The sequence below is a fragment of the Streptomyces sp. NPDC107454 genome (assembly GCF_055582885.1).
This window is the reverse complement of sequence record NZ_JBVJPA010000014.1, coordinates 208,483-222,380: the sequence shown is the minus strand read 5'-3', so window position 1 is coordinate 222,380 and position 13,898 is coordinate 208,483. Positions and strand designations below refer to the sequence as shown.

The window sequence follows — 13,898 nt, the reverse complement described above, 5'->3', positions numbered from 1 at the left end:
AGAATACCCCCCCCCCTCCCTCTGCAGGGGGGGGGAGGCAGAAGGGAGGTTTGTTCTTCTCCCCCCCCCTTTTTTCCCCAGCCGACACCACCCCGACACCCGGTCAGCCGCGGATCGCCACCTCGCGGTACGGCGTGATCCGGACCGGTCCGATCAGGCCGTACTGCTGGCGGGGCATCGCCGCCTGCGCGGAGTACCCGTCGGTCACCCGGAGCCGGTTGCGCAGGGTGGTCGCGACCCGGACGGTGATGGTGTTGGTGCCCTCCTTGAGGTACCCGCCGAGGTCGAGGCGCCTGCTGATCTGGTCCGGCGGCGGAAGTACCTTGCCGTTGACGGTCACCTCGAAGGTGTCGGTGACCTGTCCGAGGTCGAGATAGGCGCCCTCGAGCCGGCCGAGCCCCACGGCGGTGGCGTAGGTGCCGACGCCGGAGACGTCCTGGAGTTCGGGGATGTCCGACCAGGCCTTGAGGCCGTCGACCTGCAACTCGTGTGTGGTGACGGCACGTTGGCCGTCCGTCCCGCGGTGCCAGTCGTCGACGTCGAGTGTCCAGTCGTCGAGTTGCTGTGCGGCGGGCACGTCGGGGACCGTGCCCTGCTTCGTGGTGCCGTTGTCGAGAGTGACCGTGTAGGCGCCCGCCTCGGTGGCCCGCAGGCGCAGGGCTCCACCCGCGGTCGCGACGACCTCGCCTCCCGTGGCGCTCACGGCGTGCGCCGCCTTGCCGCCGTCGAGCGAGATGACGGTCGAGCCGCCGGGCGCCAGCCGCACCGGTACGACGGTGCGCCCGCCGTTCGTCGTGTAGCGGCCGAGCACAGTGGTGGCCCCGGTCCAGGCGTCGAGTTCGTGCGGAACCCCCCCGCCGTCGAGGGTGACGTCCGCGGTGACGCTCTTCGCGGTCGGGTTGTGCAGGTAGTAGAGGGAGCCCCGGTCCACGGAACGGTGCAGGGCGAGCAGTCCCGGTGCCTGGGTGAGGTCCGCGGCGGGCCGGACGCCGAGGTCGCTCAGCGCGCCGGGCAGTCCGTCCTGGCCGCTGACCCGCCGTACCGAGGACTGCTTGACCAGCGTGGCCAGCACACCGGCGAGTTCGGCGTCCTGCCGGTCGGCCCGGTAGACGCCGGGGACGCGGCTCGGGAGGTCGCCGACGATCACGACGGGCAGACCCGAGCGGGCGTGGGACAGCAGCAGGCGGGCGGTGGCCACGGGGAGGGTGGGCTGGCGGTCCAGGATCAGCGCCCGGTAGGCGGGGCCGTCGGGGGCCAGGCGGCGGTCCCGGACCCGGGTGCCCTTGAGCTGGTCGGGACCGGCGAAGTCGTAGGTGAAGCCGGCCGCGCCGGTGGGCGTGCGGACGTCGTTGGCGTAGCTGTGCCGATAGACGACGAGGTCGACCTGCGGGTCGCCCTGGCGCAGTACCCACTGCATACGGCTGGTCCAGCCGGTGATCTTGTCGGTGTCGCCCCAGGTGGGCTGGCGCGGACCCCAGGACTCGGAGAAGCCGTTGCCGGCCTGGCCGAAGGTGAACGGGGAGAAGCCCGGCCAGTCCTTGACGCCCATGCCCTGCGCGGTGGAGAACCCGTGGTAGACGACCTGGTTGACGCCGTGCGCGAAGTTCGCGTTGACGTGCTTGAGGAACTGCGTCCAGGTCTGCGCGTAGGCCTGGTTGAGGGTGGCGCAGCCCTCCATGGAGAAGATCTTCTGGCCGGCCAGGTGGACCGCACCGGAGGAGATCCAGTGCGAGGGGTCGTCGGTGTAGTCAAGGGAGACGCCGAGCGACTCGGTCTCGTTGATGTCCAGCGCGGCCGCGACGGACGGGGTGTCGATGGTGGTGCCGTAGGGCTGGGCGCGCAGCTCCAGGCCGAGCGAGTGCGCCCAGTCCTTCAGCGGCTCCACGTGCCCCTCGATGTACAGGTCGGTCAGGGTCTGGAAGTAGTCCTCGCGGACCCGGGCGCCGCTGTGGTCGGTGAACTCGAAGTCGGGTGTAGAACTGGGGGTGACGCCGGTGTACTGGCGGTGGATGCGGGCGATATAGACCAGCGGGAGCCGCTCGCCGAGGGAGTAGCCGCGCAGCTTCTCGAAGCGGGCCGTCAGGTCCCAGGTCCAGTGCAGGTTGGAGTCGAGTTCGAGGGAGTCCTCGAAGAGGTTGCCGCCGTTGCTCTTCAGCAGGCGGCGCAGGCGCGGGGTCAGGACGTGCTGCTCGGTGTAGGCGATGGCGGCACGGGCGCCGGCCGCGGAGAAGTGGTCGACGACGTACGCCGGTTCGACGGCGACGTACTGTCCGGTGACCGCCGCCTGCCCGGTGCCGCGCTGCCAGTGGGCGATCAGCAGCCACTGCCCGCCGTCCGGCACCGTCCAGGAGATCTGGCCGTCGCTCACCCTGGAAGTGAGGTCGACGAAGGAGTCCTGGTCCAGCACCGTCGGCTTCGCCTGCGAGTCGCCCTGGACGCGGAACGCCTGGAGCGCGACCAGGGTCTGCGCGGTGACCCCGGCTTGCGGGGCGGCGGCGGCCGGCACCGGCCCGGAGTACGTGTCGCCGCCCGCGACCTGCTTGCGGCCGTAGGCCAGTTCCTGCGCGGCCTGCTTGCTGTCCGGGGTCAGTCCCGGCGCGACCAGCGGCCAGGCCGGGCCGACGGTCAGGTCGACGCGGAGCCCGAGCCGCCGGCCCGTCTCGACCGCCTGCTCCAGGCGCGCGGTCTCGATGTCGCTGCCCCAGCCGTACTGCTTCGGGTCCAGGGTGAACATGCACTGGAGTTCGACGCCTCCGAAGCCGCGGTCCGCGATCGTCTTCAGTTCGGCGTCGAGAGTCGCGGGCTCGATCTCGCCGCAGGGCCACCAGTACCTGATCTTCGGCTTCGCGGTCGCGGGCGGGGCGGCGAACTCCTTCGGCGCCCCAGCGGCCGGGCCGGCAGCCGGTGACGCACCGGCGAACGTCGCGGTAGCGGGCACTACGGCCACGGCTGCAACCGTCGCTCCGGCGCTGGCGCAGAACTGTCTGCGGGAAAGGCTCATGGCGGCTCCATACGAGGATCCCGGGTAATTGAAACGTTTCATCCCGGTTAATTTCGTGAGCCTAAAATTTTTCGAACCGGCGTGACAAGAGGTCGGGCGGAAGTATTTGCCGCCACCGGGTGGACTCGGCTGTGCCGCCGGCCAGGCCCGGTCGCGGGCGTTCGGGCGAGCCGGTTCCGGCCCACCGGGTGAACCGCCAGGGCCGGTAAGCAAGTTGAAGTGGCGGCGGCGAGGTTCGATCCCGCGGCGACGACAACGGACCCGGCGCACATCCGAACCGAGACGAACACGTGACACCGCGACCGTTCCACTCGCCCGAAGATCCGGTCGAGCCCGGGACGAGCGGCGCCACCTCACCCACGGGCCCGCCGATCACACCCCGGCCACCCCGGCTGTTTGATAGGCGGCTCACATGCGGGTACATTTTAAATCAATCCATTGATTTATAAGTCTGGTCCGCAGGCCGCACACGACCCCCGGAGCCCCGTGAGATGTCCGTTCCCACCCCACTGGTGAGACGATCCGCACAGCCGAAGCCGAACGTCATCGTGGCCGTCCTTGCCCTGGCCGGCATCGCGGTCTCGCTCATGCAGACGCTGGTGATTCCGCTGGTCCCGGACCTTCCGCGGCTGCTGGGCACCTCGTCGGCGAACACCGCCTGGGTCGTCACCGCGACCCTGCTCGCGGCCGCCGTCGCCACCCCAGTGGCGGGACGTCTCGGGGACATGTACGGCAAGCGCCGGATGCTCCTGGTCAGCCTGACCCTGATGACCGCCGGCTCATTCCTGTGCGCCATGAGCGACTCCCTGGTCCCGATGCTCCTCGGGCGCGTCCTGCAGGGCCTGTCCGCCGGCGTCATCCCCCTCGGCATCAGCATCATGCGCGACGAGATGCCGGCTGAGCGCCTCGGCTCCGCGACCGCGCTGATGAGCGCGTCCCTGGGCGTCGGTTCCGCCCTCGGCCTGCCGCTCTCCGCCCTCGTCGCGGAGAACTTCGACTGGCACGTGCTGTTCTGGGGTTCCGGTGCCATCGGCGCCCTCGGTGCCGTGCTCGTCCTGCTGCTGATTCCCGAGTCCGCCGTACGCGCCGGTGGCAGGTTCGACCTGCCGGGAGCGCTCGGCCTGTCCGCCGCGCTGGTCTCCCTGCTGCTCGCCATGTCCAAGGGCGCGGACTGGGGCTGGGGCGGCGCTTCCACACTCGGCCTGTTCGCCGCCGCGGTCGTCATCCTCCTCGCGTGGGCGTGGTTCGAACTGCGTACCCCGCAGCCGCTGGTCAAGCTGCGCACCATCGCCCGTCGCGAGGTGCTGTTCACCAACCTCGCCGGCGCTGCCTTCGGATTCTCCCTGTTCTCGCTGCAGATGCTCGTCCCGCAGATCGTCCAGCTGCCCGAGCAGACGGGCTACGGGCTGGGCAAGGACCTGCTGACCGTGGGGCTCGTCATGGCACCGCAGGGTCTGGTCCTCATGCTCATGGCGCCGGTGTCGGCCGCCGTCTCCAAGGCCAAGGGACCGAAGGTGACGCTGATGACCGGCGCCGTCGTCGTCGCCTCCGGTTACGCCCTGAACCTCGTGATGATGAGCGAGATCTGGCAGCTGATCCTGGTCGCCTGCATCATCGGCGCGGGCGTCGGTCTCGCCTACGGGGCGCTTCCCCTGCTGCTGATGGGCGCCGTACCGCCGTCCGAGACCGCCGCGACCAACAGTGTCAACACCCTGATGCGGGCCGTCGGCACGTCGGTGGCCAGCGCGCTCGGCGGTGTCATCGTGGCCCAGATGACCACCACCTTCGGCGGCCACGCCCTGCCCTCGGAGAACGCCTTCAAGCTGATCATGGCCATCGGCTGCGGAGCGGCGCTCGTCTCGCTCGCCCTCGCTTCCTTCCTGCCAGGCCTGCGCGCCCGTGTCGCCACATCCTCGGGCACGGCCCCCGACCATGCGCCCCACACGGCGGACGCTTCGGTGACGCAATCCTGACCTGACCTCCCCTTCGGGACATTCGACGGACGGTGACGCAGCCCATGACACGAGGTGACACCCGTGGACACATCAAGCGTGTGGCTCTGGAGCTGTTCACTGAGCAGGGGTACGAGAAGACCTCGCTCCGTGAGATAGCCGAGCTGCTCGGTGTCACCAAGGCCGCGCTCTACTACCACTTCAAGACGAAGGAGGACATCCTCACCGCCCTCTTCGAGGAGTGGATCCGGCCCGTCGACGATGTCATCGAATGGGCCCGGAAGGCACCGCCCGGACTGGAGACCAAGCAGGAGTTCCTGCGCCGCTACGCGGCCTCGCTGGTCCTGGCGGGCCCGATATACCGGCTGTTCGAGGCGAACAGGGCGGCATTGCGTGACCAGGCCGTGGGCACGGCGTTCCAGGACACCATGGCGCGCGTCGTCTCGTTCCTGCGGGACGACGGCGCACCGCTGCACGACCAGGTACGCTGCGTCGTCGCGCTCCTGACGATCGACAAGGCCATCACCGCCCTGGACGGCCTCAAAGCCACTCCGGCCGAGAAGCAGGCCGCGACTCTGCACGTCGCACTCGACCTGCTCGCCCGAACCCGAGCGACGGAGTGACGAGATGCGACAGCACGCACACCCGCCGCCGGCCAAAGGCGGCCCGGGACCTCAAAGACCCGCCTTCCGTCCGGGAGTTGTGATGCTCCGTACCCGCCCGAAACGACCCATCCACCCGCTCGAATCGATCGAGCCGCCGAGCAACGGCGAGTTGATCGTGGCCGTCCTGTCGGTCACCGTCGCGGTGGAGATCCTCGGGATCGTGTCCGGATCCGCCGTGTGGCTCCTCGGACTGCTCGTCTTCCTGCCCGGAACGGCGTCGGCACTGTGCTCGCTCCAGCAGACGAGGTACGTCGCCGCCTGGACCACGCTCGTCGTGACGGCGACGGTGCTGATCCGGGGTACCAACGGCGGGCAGTGGCTCGACCTGGTCCTGCTCGTGCTGTTCACCTTCGCGCTGGGTGTGACCTCCGTCTTCGCCTGCCGTCGACGGATGCGGCGGGAGCACGAGATGCTGCGCCTGCGGTCCACCGCCGTGGCCATGCAACGGCACATCCTGCACCCCCTGCCCCTGGTCACCGACGACGTCCTGGTCCACGGGATCTACGAACCCGTGCAGGAGGACCGGCTGATCGGCGGCGACATCTACGACGTCGTCGCCTCGCCCTGGGGGACCCGGATCCTCATCGGTGACGTACAGGGCAAGGGGCTGGCCGCCATGGGCGCCGCGTTCGCCGTGATCGGCGCCTTCCGGGAGGCCGCCCACCGGGAACCCACGCTCACCGCGCTCGTCGACGCCCTTGACGCCGCCGTCGTTCGCCACAACTCCTATGCCGAGCAGACCGGCGACGACGAGCGGTTCGTCACCGCGCTGGTCCTTTGCGTCGACAAGGGCGGTGAGGCCCAGATCGTCAACTGCGGCCATGTCGCTCCCTGGTTGATGCACGACGGCAGTGTCGTCACGCCCCTGCTGGACATAGGCGTCCCGCTCGGACTCGCCGACCTCGCCGTCGAACCCACGATCGTCAACTGGTTCGCCTTCCCGACCGGTTCCACGCTGCTCCTGACCACCGACGGCCTGACCGAGACCCGCAGCGCCGACGGCTCGTTCTACCCCGTCGAGGAACAGCTGAAGGGTCACCTCGGCGTGTCACCAGTCCACCTGGCCCAGACCCTCCACGACGACGCCCGCGCGTTCGCCGGGGCCGACGGCCAGCACGACGACATCGCCGTACTGGCCCTGCGGCGGTCGCCGCGCCGCTGAACACCGCCCCGCCCGCCCGTCGCAAGGATCCCGCATGGCACGCACGACGCCCCGCAGTGGCCGTATCGGCCCCGTGCGCACCACCGAGTTGTACCTGACGGTGATCAACCTGCTGTGCGAGACGGGCTACCTGGCCCTGACGATGGAAGCGGTAGTCGCCCAGGTCGGCTGCAGCGAGGCCACTCTGTACCGTCGGTTCAGCGACAAGCAGCAGCTCGTGGCGCAGGCGCTGCGGCACGTCTCGCCTCTGGACGTCGTCCTCTGCGACACCGGCTCGCTCGCCGGCGACCCGCACGCGATGATCGACATGCGCGGAGACGGGCGGCTGGCCGACGACGCGGCCCCGATACGGAACGTGCCGGGCTGGGAGTCCCAACTCGGTCCGGCGTCCGCGCGCCGCTCGACGGGGCCGCAACAGGTCGCCTCTCTGCTCGCCCGCGCGGTCGAACGCGGGGAACTCCCCGTGCGGCACCCGGCGGCGGCGTACCTTCCGCACCTGATGCTCGGGGCCGTGATCACCCGCGCCGTGATCGAGGACGTACCGTGCGACCGGGCCTTCCTGCACCAGTTCGTCGACACCGTGGTCCTGCCCGCCCTGGGTCTGCCGGGCGCGGCGCGGGAGGACCGGTGACCGGCCGCACTGGTACCTGGGTACCAATGTGGCCCGTGGACCCGGGGGCCGTCGCGCCGACGCTCATAGCGTGGAACCGCAAGCACAGTCCCACCTGCCGGGAGAAAAGACCCGTGATCGAAGTACGACAACTGACCAAGCGCTACGGGGACAAGACCGTCGTGGACATGCTGACGTTCACCGTCAAACCCGGCCAGGTCACCGGATTCCTCGGCCCCAACGGCGCGGGCAAGTCCACGACCATGCGCATGATCATCGGCCTGGACCGGCCCACCAGCGGATCGGTGACGGTCAACGGCAAGCACTACGGACAGCACCGCGCTCCCCTGCAGGAGATCGGTAGCCTTCTCGAGGCCCGGTCCGTCCACCCGGGCCGCAGCGCCGTCGCCCATCTCACCGCCCTGGCCCACACCCACGGCATCCCCCGCCGCCGGGTCGACGAGGTCATCGAACTCTCCGGACTGCAGAGCGTCGCCGGCAAGCGGGCCGGAGCCTTCTCCCTGGGCATGGGCCAACGGCTCGGCATCGCGGCGGCGCTCCTCGGCGACCCGGAGATCGTGATGCTGGACGAGCCCGTCAACGGGCTGGACCCCGAGGGCGTGCTCTGGGTGCGCAACCTCCTGGCCCGGCTCGCCGACGAGGGCCGCACCGTCATGCTCTCCTCCCATCTCATGAGCGAGACCGCTCTGATCGCCGAGCATCTGGTGATCATCGGCCGCGGCAGGCTGCTCGCCGACACCACGGTCGACGCCTTCATCGAGCAGGCCGGAGGCCGGGGCGTGAAGGTCGCCAGTACCGAGGCGGACCGGCTGCGGGCGGTGCTGTCGGGCCCGGACGTCTCCATCACCTCCACCACCGTGGAGGAACTCATGGTCGTGGGGCTGGACTCCCGCCGCATCGGCGCACTGGCCGCGGAGCACGGCATCCCGCTGTACGAACTCACCTCGCAGACCGTGTCGCTGGAGGAGGCGTTCATGGAACTCACCAGTGAGGCGGTCGAGTACCAGAGCGGACCTGTCCCGCCCGCCGGAAAGGCCGCCTGATGACCATCACCACCCCGTCCGCTGTCACCGAACGCCCCGCCACCCGACCCGTCTACGAGGTCACCTTCCCCGGGGTTCTGCGTTCGGAGTGGAGCAAGTTCTGGTCCGTGCGCTCCAGTTGGATCACGCTGGGCCTGGCTCTCGTGCTGCTTCTGGCCGTGGGCATCATCGCCGCGGCCGTCTTCACCCCCGGTGAGCGCGGCGGCAACGGCCCGGACGTCTCCGAGGGCGCCACCGGTCTGGCCCTGACCGGCACGACCTTCGCGGAACTCGCGCTGGGTGTGCTCGGCGTCATGCTCGCGGCGAGCGAGTACAGCACCGGCATGATCCGCGCCACGCTGGCCGCCGTACCGAAGCGGCTGCCCGTGCTGTGGTCCAAGGGCCTCGTCGTCGCGGTGGTCGCGCTGCCGGTGACCGTCGCGGGCACCCTGGCCACGTTCGGGCTGGGAAGTGTCGTCCTCAAGGACGGAGAGATGGCGCAGAGCCTCTCCGACCCGGGCGTGTTCCGTGCCCTGGTCGGCGGCGGGCTGTACCTGACGCTGGTCGCCGTGTGGGGAATGGCCCTGGGCGCGCTGCTGCGCTCGACGGCGGCCGGCATCGCCGTACTGGTGTCGATCCTGCTCGTCCTGCCGGGCCTGACCGGCCTGCTGCCCTCGTCGATCCATGACGACGTCACGCCCTACCTGCCCAACAACGCCGGTCAGGCGGTCACTCATCTGCACCAGGCGTCCGACTCGCTCGGCCCCTGGGCCGGGCTCGCGGTGTTCGCCGGCTGGGTGGCCCTGACGATCGCCGGGGCCGCGTACCGGCTGGCCAGGACCGACGCCTGAGCGGTCGCAGCGGCCGGAGACCGGCTCCCCGAAAGGAGACAAGTATCCGTATGACGGTGACGAGAACGGCGGCGGCCGACCACCCCCCGGCCGCCGGTACGTCCCCCACCCGGGGAACGGTGTGCGCGCCACCTCCGGGGTGGGAGGCCGCCTGCGCGCACCCGTTCCTGATCCGTTTGCTGCGCACCAAGCGCCGGCTGCGCAGGGCCGACCTGCGCCGGCCCTGGGTAATGGACACGGCCGTGGTGGCGTTGCTCGCCGCCACGGCCGTGGGGGACTCCTGCTTCGGCAGCGATCGTGGTCCCTTCGACGCGACCCGTCCCGACCTTCCGCTCCCCGTCCTCCTCGCCCTGGTCGCCGCGCTGACGGTGCCGCTGTGGTGGCGGCGGCGGGCGGGCGTGACCGTCTTCGTCGTCGTGGCCGTGGGCGCCCTGATCCCGTGGACGCTGAACCTGTGGCTGCTCGCCGGTGCCTGCCTGCTCACCTCGCTGTACAACCTCGCGCTGCACGGTCCGCTGCGCCTGTTGGGCTGGGCGGCGCTGGCGGTCGTCGCCGAGATGAGCGTGGCGGTCTGGTTGCTGCTGCCGTCCGACGATCCCCTCCCGGCGATGCTGCTGCTGGTCAGCCAGGAGATCGCCGCGATCGCTCTAGCGCTGGCATTGCGCACGCAACGCGGCTATCTGGCGGCGCTACGGGACCGGGCGACCCGTCTCGAAGTCGAGCGGGAGCAGCGGGAGCGCCTGACAGCCGCCGCCGAACGTGCCCGGGTGGCGCGGGAGATGCATGACATCGTCGGGCACAATCTCGCCGTCGTGGTGGGGCTCGCCGACGGGGCCGCCACCCTGGCCACCACCCGGAACGAACACAGTGCCGAAGCACTGCACCTCATCGGCGACACCAGCCGTGAGGCCATGGGCGAGTTGCGCCGCGTGCTGGGCATGCTCGGCGACGAACCGGAGCACGCGCCGCTCAGCCCTCAGCCTCGTCTCGCCGACCTGGACACACTGCTCGCCCGCGTGCGTGCCGCCGGACTGAGCGTCTCCTACCGCACCGAAGGTGACCTCGGCACCCTCTCCGGCGGTGCGCAGCTGACGGTCTACCGCATCGTCCAGGAAGCCCTCACCAACACCCTCAAACACGCCGGTCCCGGCGCCGCCGCGTGCGCCACCGTCAGCATCACCCGGGACGGGGTCCGCGTGCGGGTGACCGACAACGGACCGCGCTCCGGCACCGGCCGCTTGCGCAGGAAATCCGACCCTGCCGGGCACGGCCTGGTGGGCGTTCGCCAGCGAACCGCGATGTACGGCGGCACCATCCACGCCGGGCCTCGCCCGGACCGGCCCGGCTGGGTCGTCGACGTCATGCTCGAACCGTCCGGGCCCGGGGAGCCCCGCCCCGTCTTCTCCCAGCGCACGCCAGGAGATCCGACGTCATGACCACCGTCCTGATCGCCGACGACCAGCCCCTGCAGCGCATGGGCTATCAGATGCTGTTGCAGGGCACCCCCGGTATGACGGCCGTGGGCCAGGCCGCGCACGGCGCGGAGGCAGTCGCCATGGCCGCCGAACTCCGCCCCGAGGTTGTCCTGATGGACATCCGCATGCCCGGCATGGACGGCATCGAGGCGACCCGTCGCATCGTGGCCTCAGGGGGCCGCACGCGCGTTCTGGTCCTGACCACCTTCGCCCTGGACGAGTACGCCCACGCGAGCCTGCGTGCCGGAGCCAGCGGCTTCCTCCTCAAGGAAGCCCGCCCGGAGGAACTCGTCGCCGGCATCCGGGCGGTCGCGAGCGGCGACGCCGTCGTCTCGCCCCGGCTGACCCGCCGCCTGCTGGACGCGTATGCCGACCAGACCCTCTCCTCCCCTACCAGCCGCGGCGCGCCGCCGCCGGATCCGCGGCTGGACACGCTCAGCGAGCGTGAACAGGAGGTCCTGCACGCCGTCGCGAAGGGCTGGACCAACACCGAGATCGCCGAACGGCTCGTGCTGACCGAGTCGACGGTGAAGAAGCACGTCGGTCGTGTCCTGGCGAAACTGGGCGCCCGGGACCGGATCCAGGCCGTGATCATGGCCTACGACGCCGGGCTCGTCCGGCCCCGTCTCTGAAGCGTCCGGGCCCCACGGAATTCTTACTTGCGTAAGTCAAGCAATCTCGTTATGATTGAGTGAATCAAGCAATTAACCCAGGAAGGACGTCGCCATGAACGCGCAGCTCGCGAACAAGCCCGAGGCGGCGACCGCCCTCGGACCGCTCACCTCGTTCGTCCGCTTCGTGGTCTTCGGTGGCGGCGTCGGAGTCCTGTCCAGCTTCGCGGTGCCGTTGGTGGCCATGACCATGCCGTGGCCCCTGTCCAACGCGCTCATCACCGTCGTCTCCACCCTGCTGTGCACCGAGCTCCACGCCCGCTACACCTTCGGCAAGGGGCGCCGCGCCGGATGGCGGGAGCACTGGGAGTCGGCGGGTTCGGCCACCGCCGCCTACCTGGCGACCAGCATCGCCGTCTTCGTCCTGCACATGGTGCAGCCCTCCCCCGGCATGCTGACCGAGCAGATCGTCTACCTCTCCGCCTCCGGTCTCGCCGGCATCGGCCGCTTCCTCGTCCTGCGCCTGCACGTTTTCTCCGCCCGCCGCGACAAGACCGCGCGGACCCCGCGCGAGAAGGCGGCACTGGCCACTCCCGTCCTGGCCACCGCGTAAGATGCCGCGGCCCCGGCCTCAGGACTCGACATGATCCACCAGCCCCCAGGCCAGGGCACGCTCGGCGGGGACGGTCCGGCCGTCCAGGATCAGGTACGTCGTCCGCCAGCGACCGATCCTGCGCGGGATGCCGACCGTGCCCCCGGCGCCGGGGATCAGGCCCATGGCAAGTTCCGGCAGGCGGACCGTGGTGTCCGGCGCCGCCAGGACGCTCCGCGCTCGACGTGCTGGGACCGGACCTCCCGCTGCGTGTCCAGCACCGGAGCGGCGCCCTGTGGGTGCTCAACTCCCTTGCGGCCGCCCGGGTCGGTCTCGCCGACGGGGACCATCCCGGCATCGAACACGACGCCGACGGCCGGCCGACGGGCCGGTTGTGGCGTGCGGACGCCTGGCTGCGCGCCCGGCTGCCCGAGACCGGTCCGCCGCCCCTGGCCGAGGTCGGCAGCCGGCTCGCCCGTTACGGCATCACCGCCGTCACCGACGCCTCGCCCGGTCTGTCCCCCGACGCCGTCGACAGCTCGGCCGCCGAGGTGAGCAGCGGACACCTGCCCCAACGGCTCCTGCTCCTCGGGGCACCGCTCGCACGCCGGTGGGGCGCCTGGCCGGCAGCGGGCGCCTGGAAGATCGTCCTGGCGGATTCGGGGCTGCCCGACCTGGCCCGGCTGACCGAGGAGATCGAGGCCGCGCACCGGCGGGGCCGCCCGGTTGCCGTGCACACGGTCACAGCGCCTTCCTTCGCCCTGCTCCTCGCGGCGCTGGAGCAGACGGGCGTGCTCCCCGGCGACCGGCTCGAGCACGCGGCCGTGTTGCCCGCGGAGGCACTCCCCACCGTTCGCCGCCTGGGACCGAGCGTGGTCACCCAGCCGGGCTTTCTCGCCGACCGGGGCGACGACTTCCTCGACGGCACCCCGCCCGACGAGCACAGCGACCTGTACCGCTGCGCCTCGTTCCTGAGCGGCGGCGTCCCGCTCGGTCCGGAACGGGCTCGTCCTCGGGCATCGGCGGCAGCCCGCCGAGCCGTCCGGCCACCGGGCCGTCGGGTGGCGCCTGACCAGCGGGGCTCAGCATCGCGCAGAGACGGACGGTGCCGAGCCACCGCTCGACCTCGTCCTCCGGTAAGCCACGGCTGCGGGCTTCGTCGCGGAACGGATCCGTTGACCTCATTCCGCAAAGGCGATGGCGTGCTGGGTGCCGACCCGCGGTGGCTGGCTGCCGCCGAAGCGGGTGTAGTAGGCGGGCTGGCCCATCCACTCCGCCAACGCCTCGAACAGGGAGACCTCGACGGACCGGGCGACACCCGTGGTGGCCCGGGTGAGCAAGGCGGTGAGGGCGCCGGAGCAGGCGTACACGCCGGCGGCGATGTCGGCGACGGAGACTCCCCGCGGGCGGGCTCGTCAGGGCTCCCGGTGAGGGAGACCAAGCCGGTCTGGCACTGGACCAGCAGGTCGTATGCCTGGCGATCGGCCCAGGGCCCGCTGGAGCCGTATCCGGAGATCGAGCAGGGAATCAACGACGGGAAGCGCTCGCGCAACGTGTCCACCCCCAGGCCCAACCTCACGGCCGCTCCGGGCGCCAGGTTCTGCACGAACACGTCGGCCCGCGCGAGGAGTCACTCCAGGGCGCGCCGCCCGTGCTCCGACTTCAGGTCGACTGTCAGGGACTCCTTCGACCGGTTGAGCCACACGAAGTAGCTGGACTCGCCGTGCACAGTCGTGTCGTAGCGGCGGGCGAAGTCGCCGCCGCCCGGACGCTCCACCTTGATCACCCTGGCTCCGAGGTCGGCGAGTCGGCGGGGGGCGAAGGGGGCCGTCACGACCTGCTCGACACTCACGACGGTGACGCCGGACAGGGGCAGGGCTTCAGCATGCTCGGGCATGCGTTGGCCTCCGGGACTCCAGGAATGGGCTCGACCCTG

The 13,898-nt window shown here is 70.8% G+C and carries 11 protein-coding genes and 1 pseudogene; 9 read left to right on the top strand and 3 right to left on the bottom strand.

Annotated features, from left to right (window positions below; genetic code table 11):
- Window positions 1-103 precede the first annotated feature (103 nt).
- Window positions 104-3,001 (bottom strand): glycosyl hydrolase, encoded by a 2,898-nt coding sequence (locus ACZ69M_RS33935; RefSeq protein WP_470055918.1) that lies wholly within the window; start codon window positions 2,999-3,001, stop codon window positions 104-106.
- Window positions 3,002-3,492: 491 nt separating this feature from the next.
- On the opposite strand from ACZ69M_RS33935, the gene ACZ69M_RS33930 reads away from it, so the two are divergent.
- The 9 genes from ACZ69M_RS33930 (at window position 3,493) to ACZ69M_RS33890 (ending at window position 11,983) form a co-directional block, all read left to right on the top strand.
- Entirely contained in the window at window positions 3,493-4,974 is a 1,482-nt protein-coding gene (locus ACZ69M_RS33930) for an MFS transporter (protein WP_470055916.1), read from the top strand.
- A 44-nt stretch (window positions 4,975-5,018) separates the two neighbouring features.
- Window positions 5,019-5,576 carry a TetR/AcrR family transcriptional regulator gene (locus tag ACZ69M_RS33925; protein WP_470055914.1) on the top strand — a complete coding sequence of 186 codons (558 nt, stop codon included), beginning with the start codon at window positions 5,019-5,021 and terminating at the stop codon, window positions 5,574-5,576.
- A gap of 82 nt (window positions 5,577-5,658) precedes the next feature.
- The gene (locus ACZ69M_RS33920; protein ID WP_470055912.1) at window positions 5,659-6,780 is read left to right on the top strand and encodes a PP2C family protein-serine/threonine phosphatase; all 1,122 of its coding nucleotides are present in this window, start codon (window positions 5,659-5,661) and stop codon (window positions 6,778-6,780) included.
- A 34-nt stretch (window positions 6,781-6,814) separates the two neighbouring features.
- Window positions 6,815-7,411, top strand: a complete 597-nt coding sequence (locus tag ACZ69M_RS33915; protein WP_470055910.1) for a TetR/AcrR family transcriptional regulator — start codon at window positions 6,815-6,817, stop codon at window positions 7,409-7,411.
- Between the two features lie 113 nt (window positions 7,412-7,524).
- Complete coding sequence (locus ACZ69M_RS33910; RefSeq protein WP_470055908.1) at window positions 7,525-8,454, top strand: ABC transporter ATP-binding protein; 930 nt, start codon at window positions 7,525-7,527, stop codon at window positions 8,452-8,454.
- Complete coding sequence (locus ACZ69M_RS33905; protein ID WP_470055906.1) at window positions 8,454-9,284, top strand: ABC transporter permease; 831 nt, start codon at window positions 8,454-8,456, stop codon at window positions 9,282-9,284. Before ACZ69M_RS33910 ends, ACZ69M_RS33905 begins: the two co-directional genes overlap by 1 nt.
- 50 nt (window positions 9,285-9,334) lie before the next feature.
- The gene (locus ACZ69M_RS33900; protein ID WP_470055904.1) at window positions 9,335-10,720 is read left to right on the top strand and encodes a sensor histidine kinase; all 1,386 of its coding nucleotides are present in this window, start codon (window positions 9,335-9,337) and stop codon (window positions 10,718-10,720) included.
- Window positions 10,717-11,391, top strand: a complete 675-nt coding sequence (locus tag ACZ69M_RS33895) for a response regulator (RefSeq protein ID WP_470055902.1) — start codon at window positions 10,717-10,719, stop codon at window positions 11,389-11,391. The genes ACZ69M_RS33900 and ACZ69M_RS33895 overlap by 4 nt, the downstream gene beginning before the upstream one ends.
- A gap of 94 nt (window positions 11,392-11,485) precedes the next feature.
- Complete coding sequence (locus ACZ69M_RS33890) at window positions 11,486-11,983, top strand: GtrA family protein (RefSeq protein ID WP_470055900.1); 498 nt, start codon at window positions 11,486-11,488, stop codon at window positions 11,981-11,983.
- A gap of 18 nt (window positions 11,984-12,001) precedes the next feature.
- Here ACZ69M_RS33890 and ACZ69M_RS33885 read toward each other — a convergent pair whose 3' ends face one another.
- Window positions 12,002-12,190: an enoyl-CoA hydratase/isomerase family protein gene (locus tag ACZ69M_RS33885; protein ID WP_470056208.1), complete on the bottom strand. Its 189-nt coding sequence runs from the start codon at window positions 12,188-12,190 to the stop codon at window positions 12,002-12,004.
- Window positions 12,191-13,161: 971 nt separating this feature from the next.
- Window positions 13,162-13,859: pseudogene (locus tag ACZ69M_RS33880) on the bottom strand (CaiB/BaiF CoA transferase family protein); the annotation flags it as partial.
- Window positions 13,860-13,898: the final 39 nt, after the last annotated feature.

Coding starts and splice junctions, on each gene's coding strand:
- ACZ69M_RS33930 (WP_470055916.1), top strand. CDS start 3,493: ATGTCCGTTCCCACCCCACTGGTGAGACGATCCGCACAGCCGAAGCCG.
- ACZ69M_RS33925 (WP_470055914.1), top strand. CDS start 5,019: ATGACACGAGGTGACACCCGTGGACACATCAAGCGTGTGGCTCTGGAG.
- ACZ69M_RS33895 (WP_470055902.1), top strand. CDS start 10,717: ATGACCACCGTCCTGATCGCCGACGACCAGCCCCTGCAGCGCATGGGC.
- ACZ69M_RS33920 (WP_470055912.1), top strand. CDS start 5,659: ATGCTCCGTACCCGCCCGAAACGACCCATCCACCCGCTCGAATCGATC.
- ACZ69M_RS33935 (WP_470055918.1), bottom strand. CDS start 3,001: ATGAGCCTTTCCCGCAGACAGTTCTGCGCCAGCGCCGGAGCGACGGTT.
- ACZ69M_RS33905 (WP_470055906.1), top strand. CDS start 8,454: ATGACCATCACCACCCCGTCCGCTGTCACCGAACGCCCCGCCACCCGA.
- ACZ69M_RS33890 (WP_470055900.1), top strand. CDS start 11,486: ATGAACGCGCAGCTCGCGAACAAGCCCGAGGCGGCGACCGCCCTCGGA.
- ACZ69M_RS33900 (WP_470055904.1), top strand. CDS start 9,335: ATGACGGTGACGAGAACGGCGGCGGCCGACCACCCCCCGGCCGCCGGT.
- ACZ69M_RS33915 (WP_470055910.1), top strand. CDS start 6,815: ATGGCACGCACGACGCCCCGCAGTGGCCGTATCGGCCCCGTGCGCACC.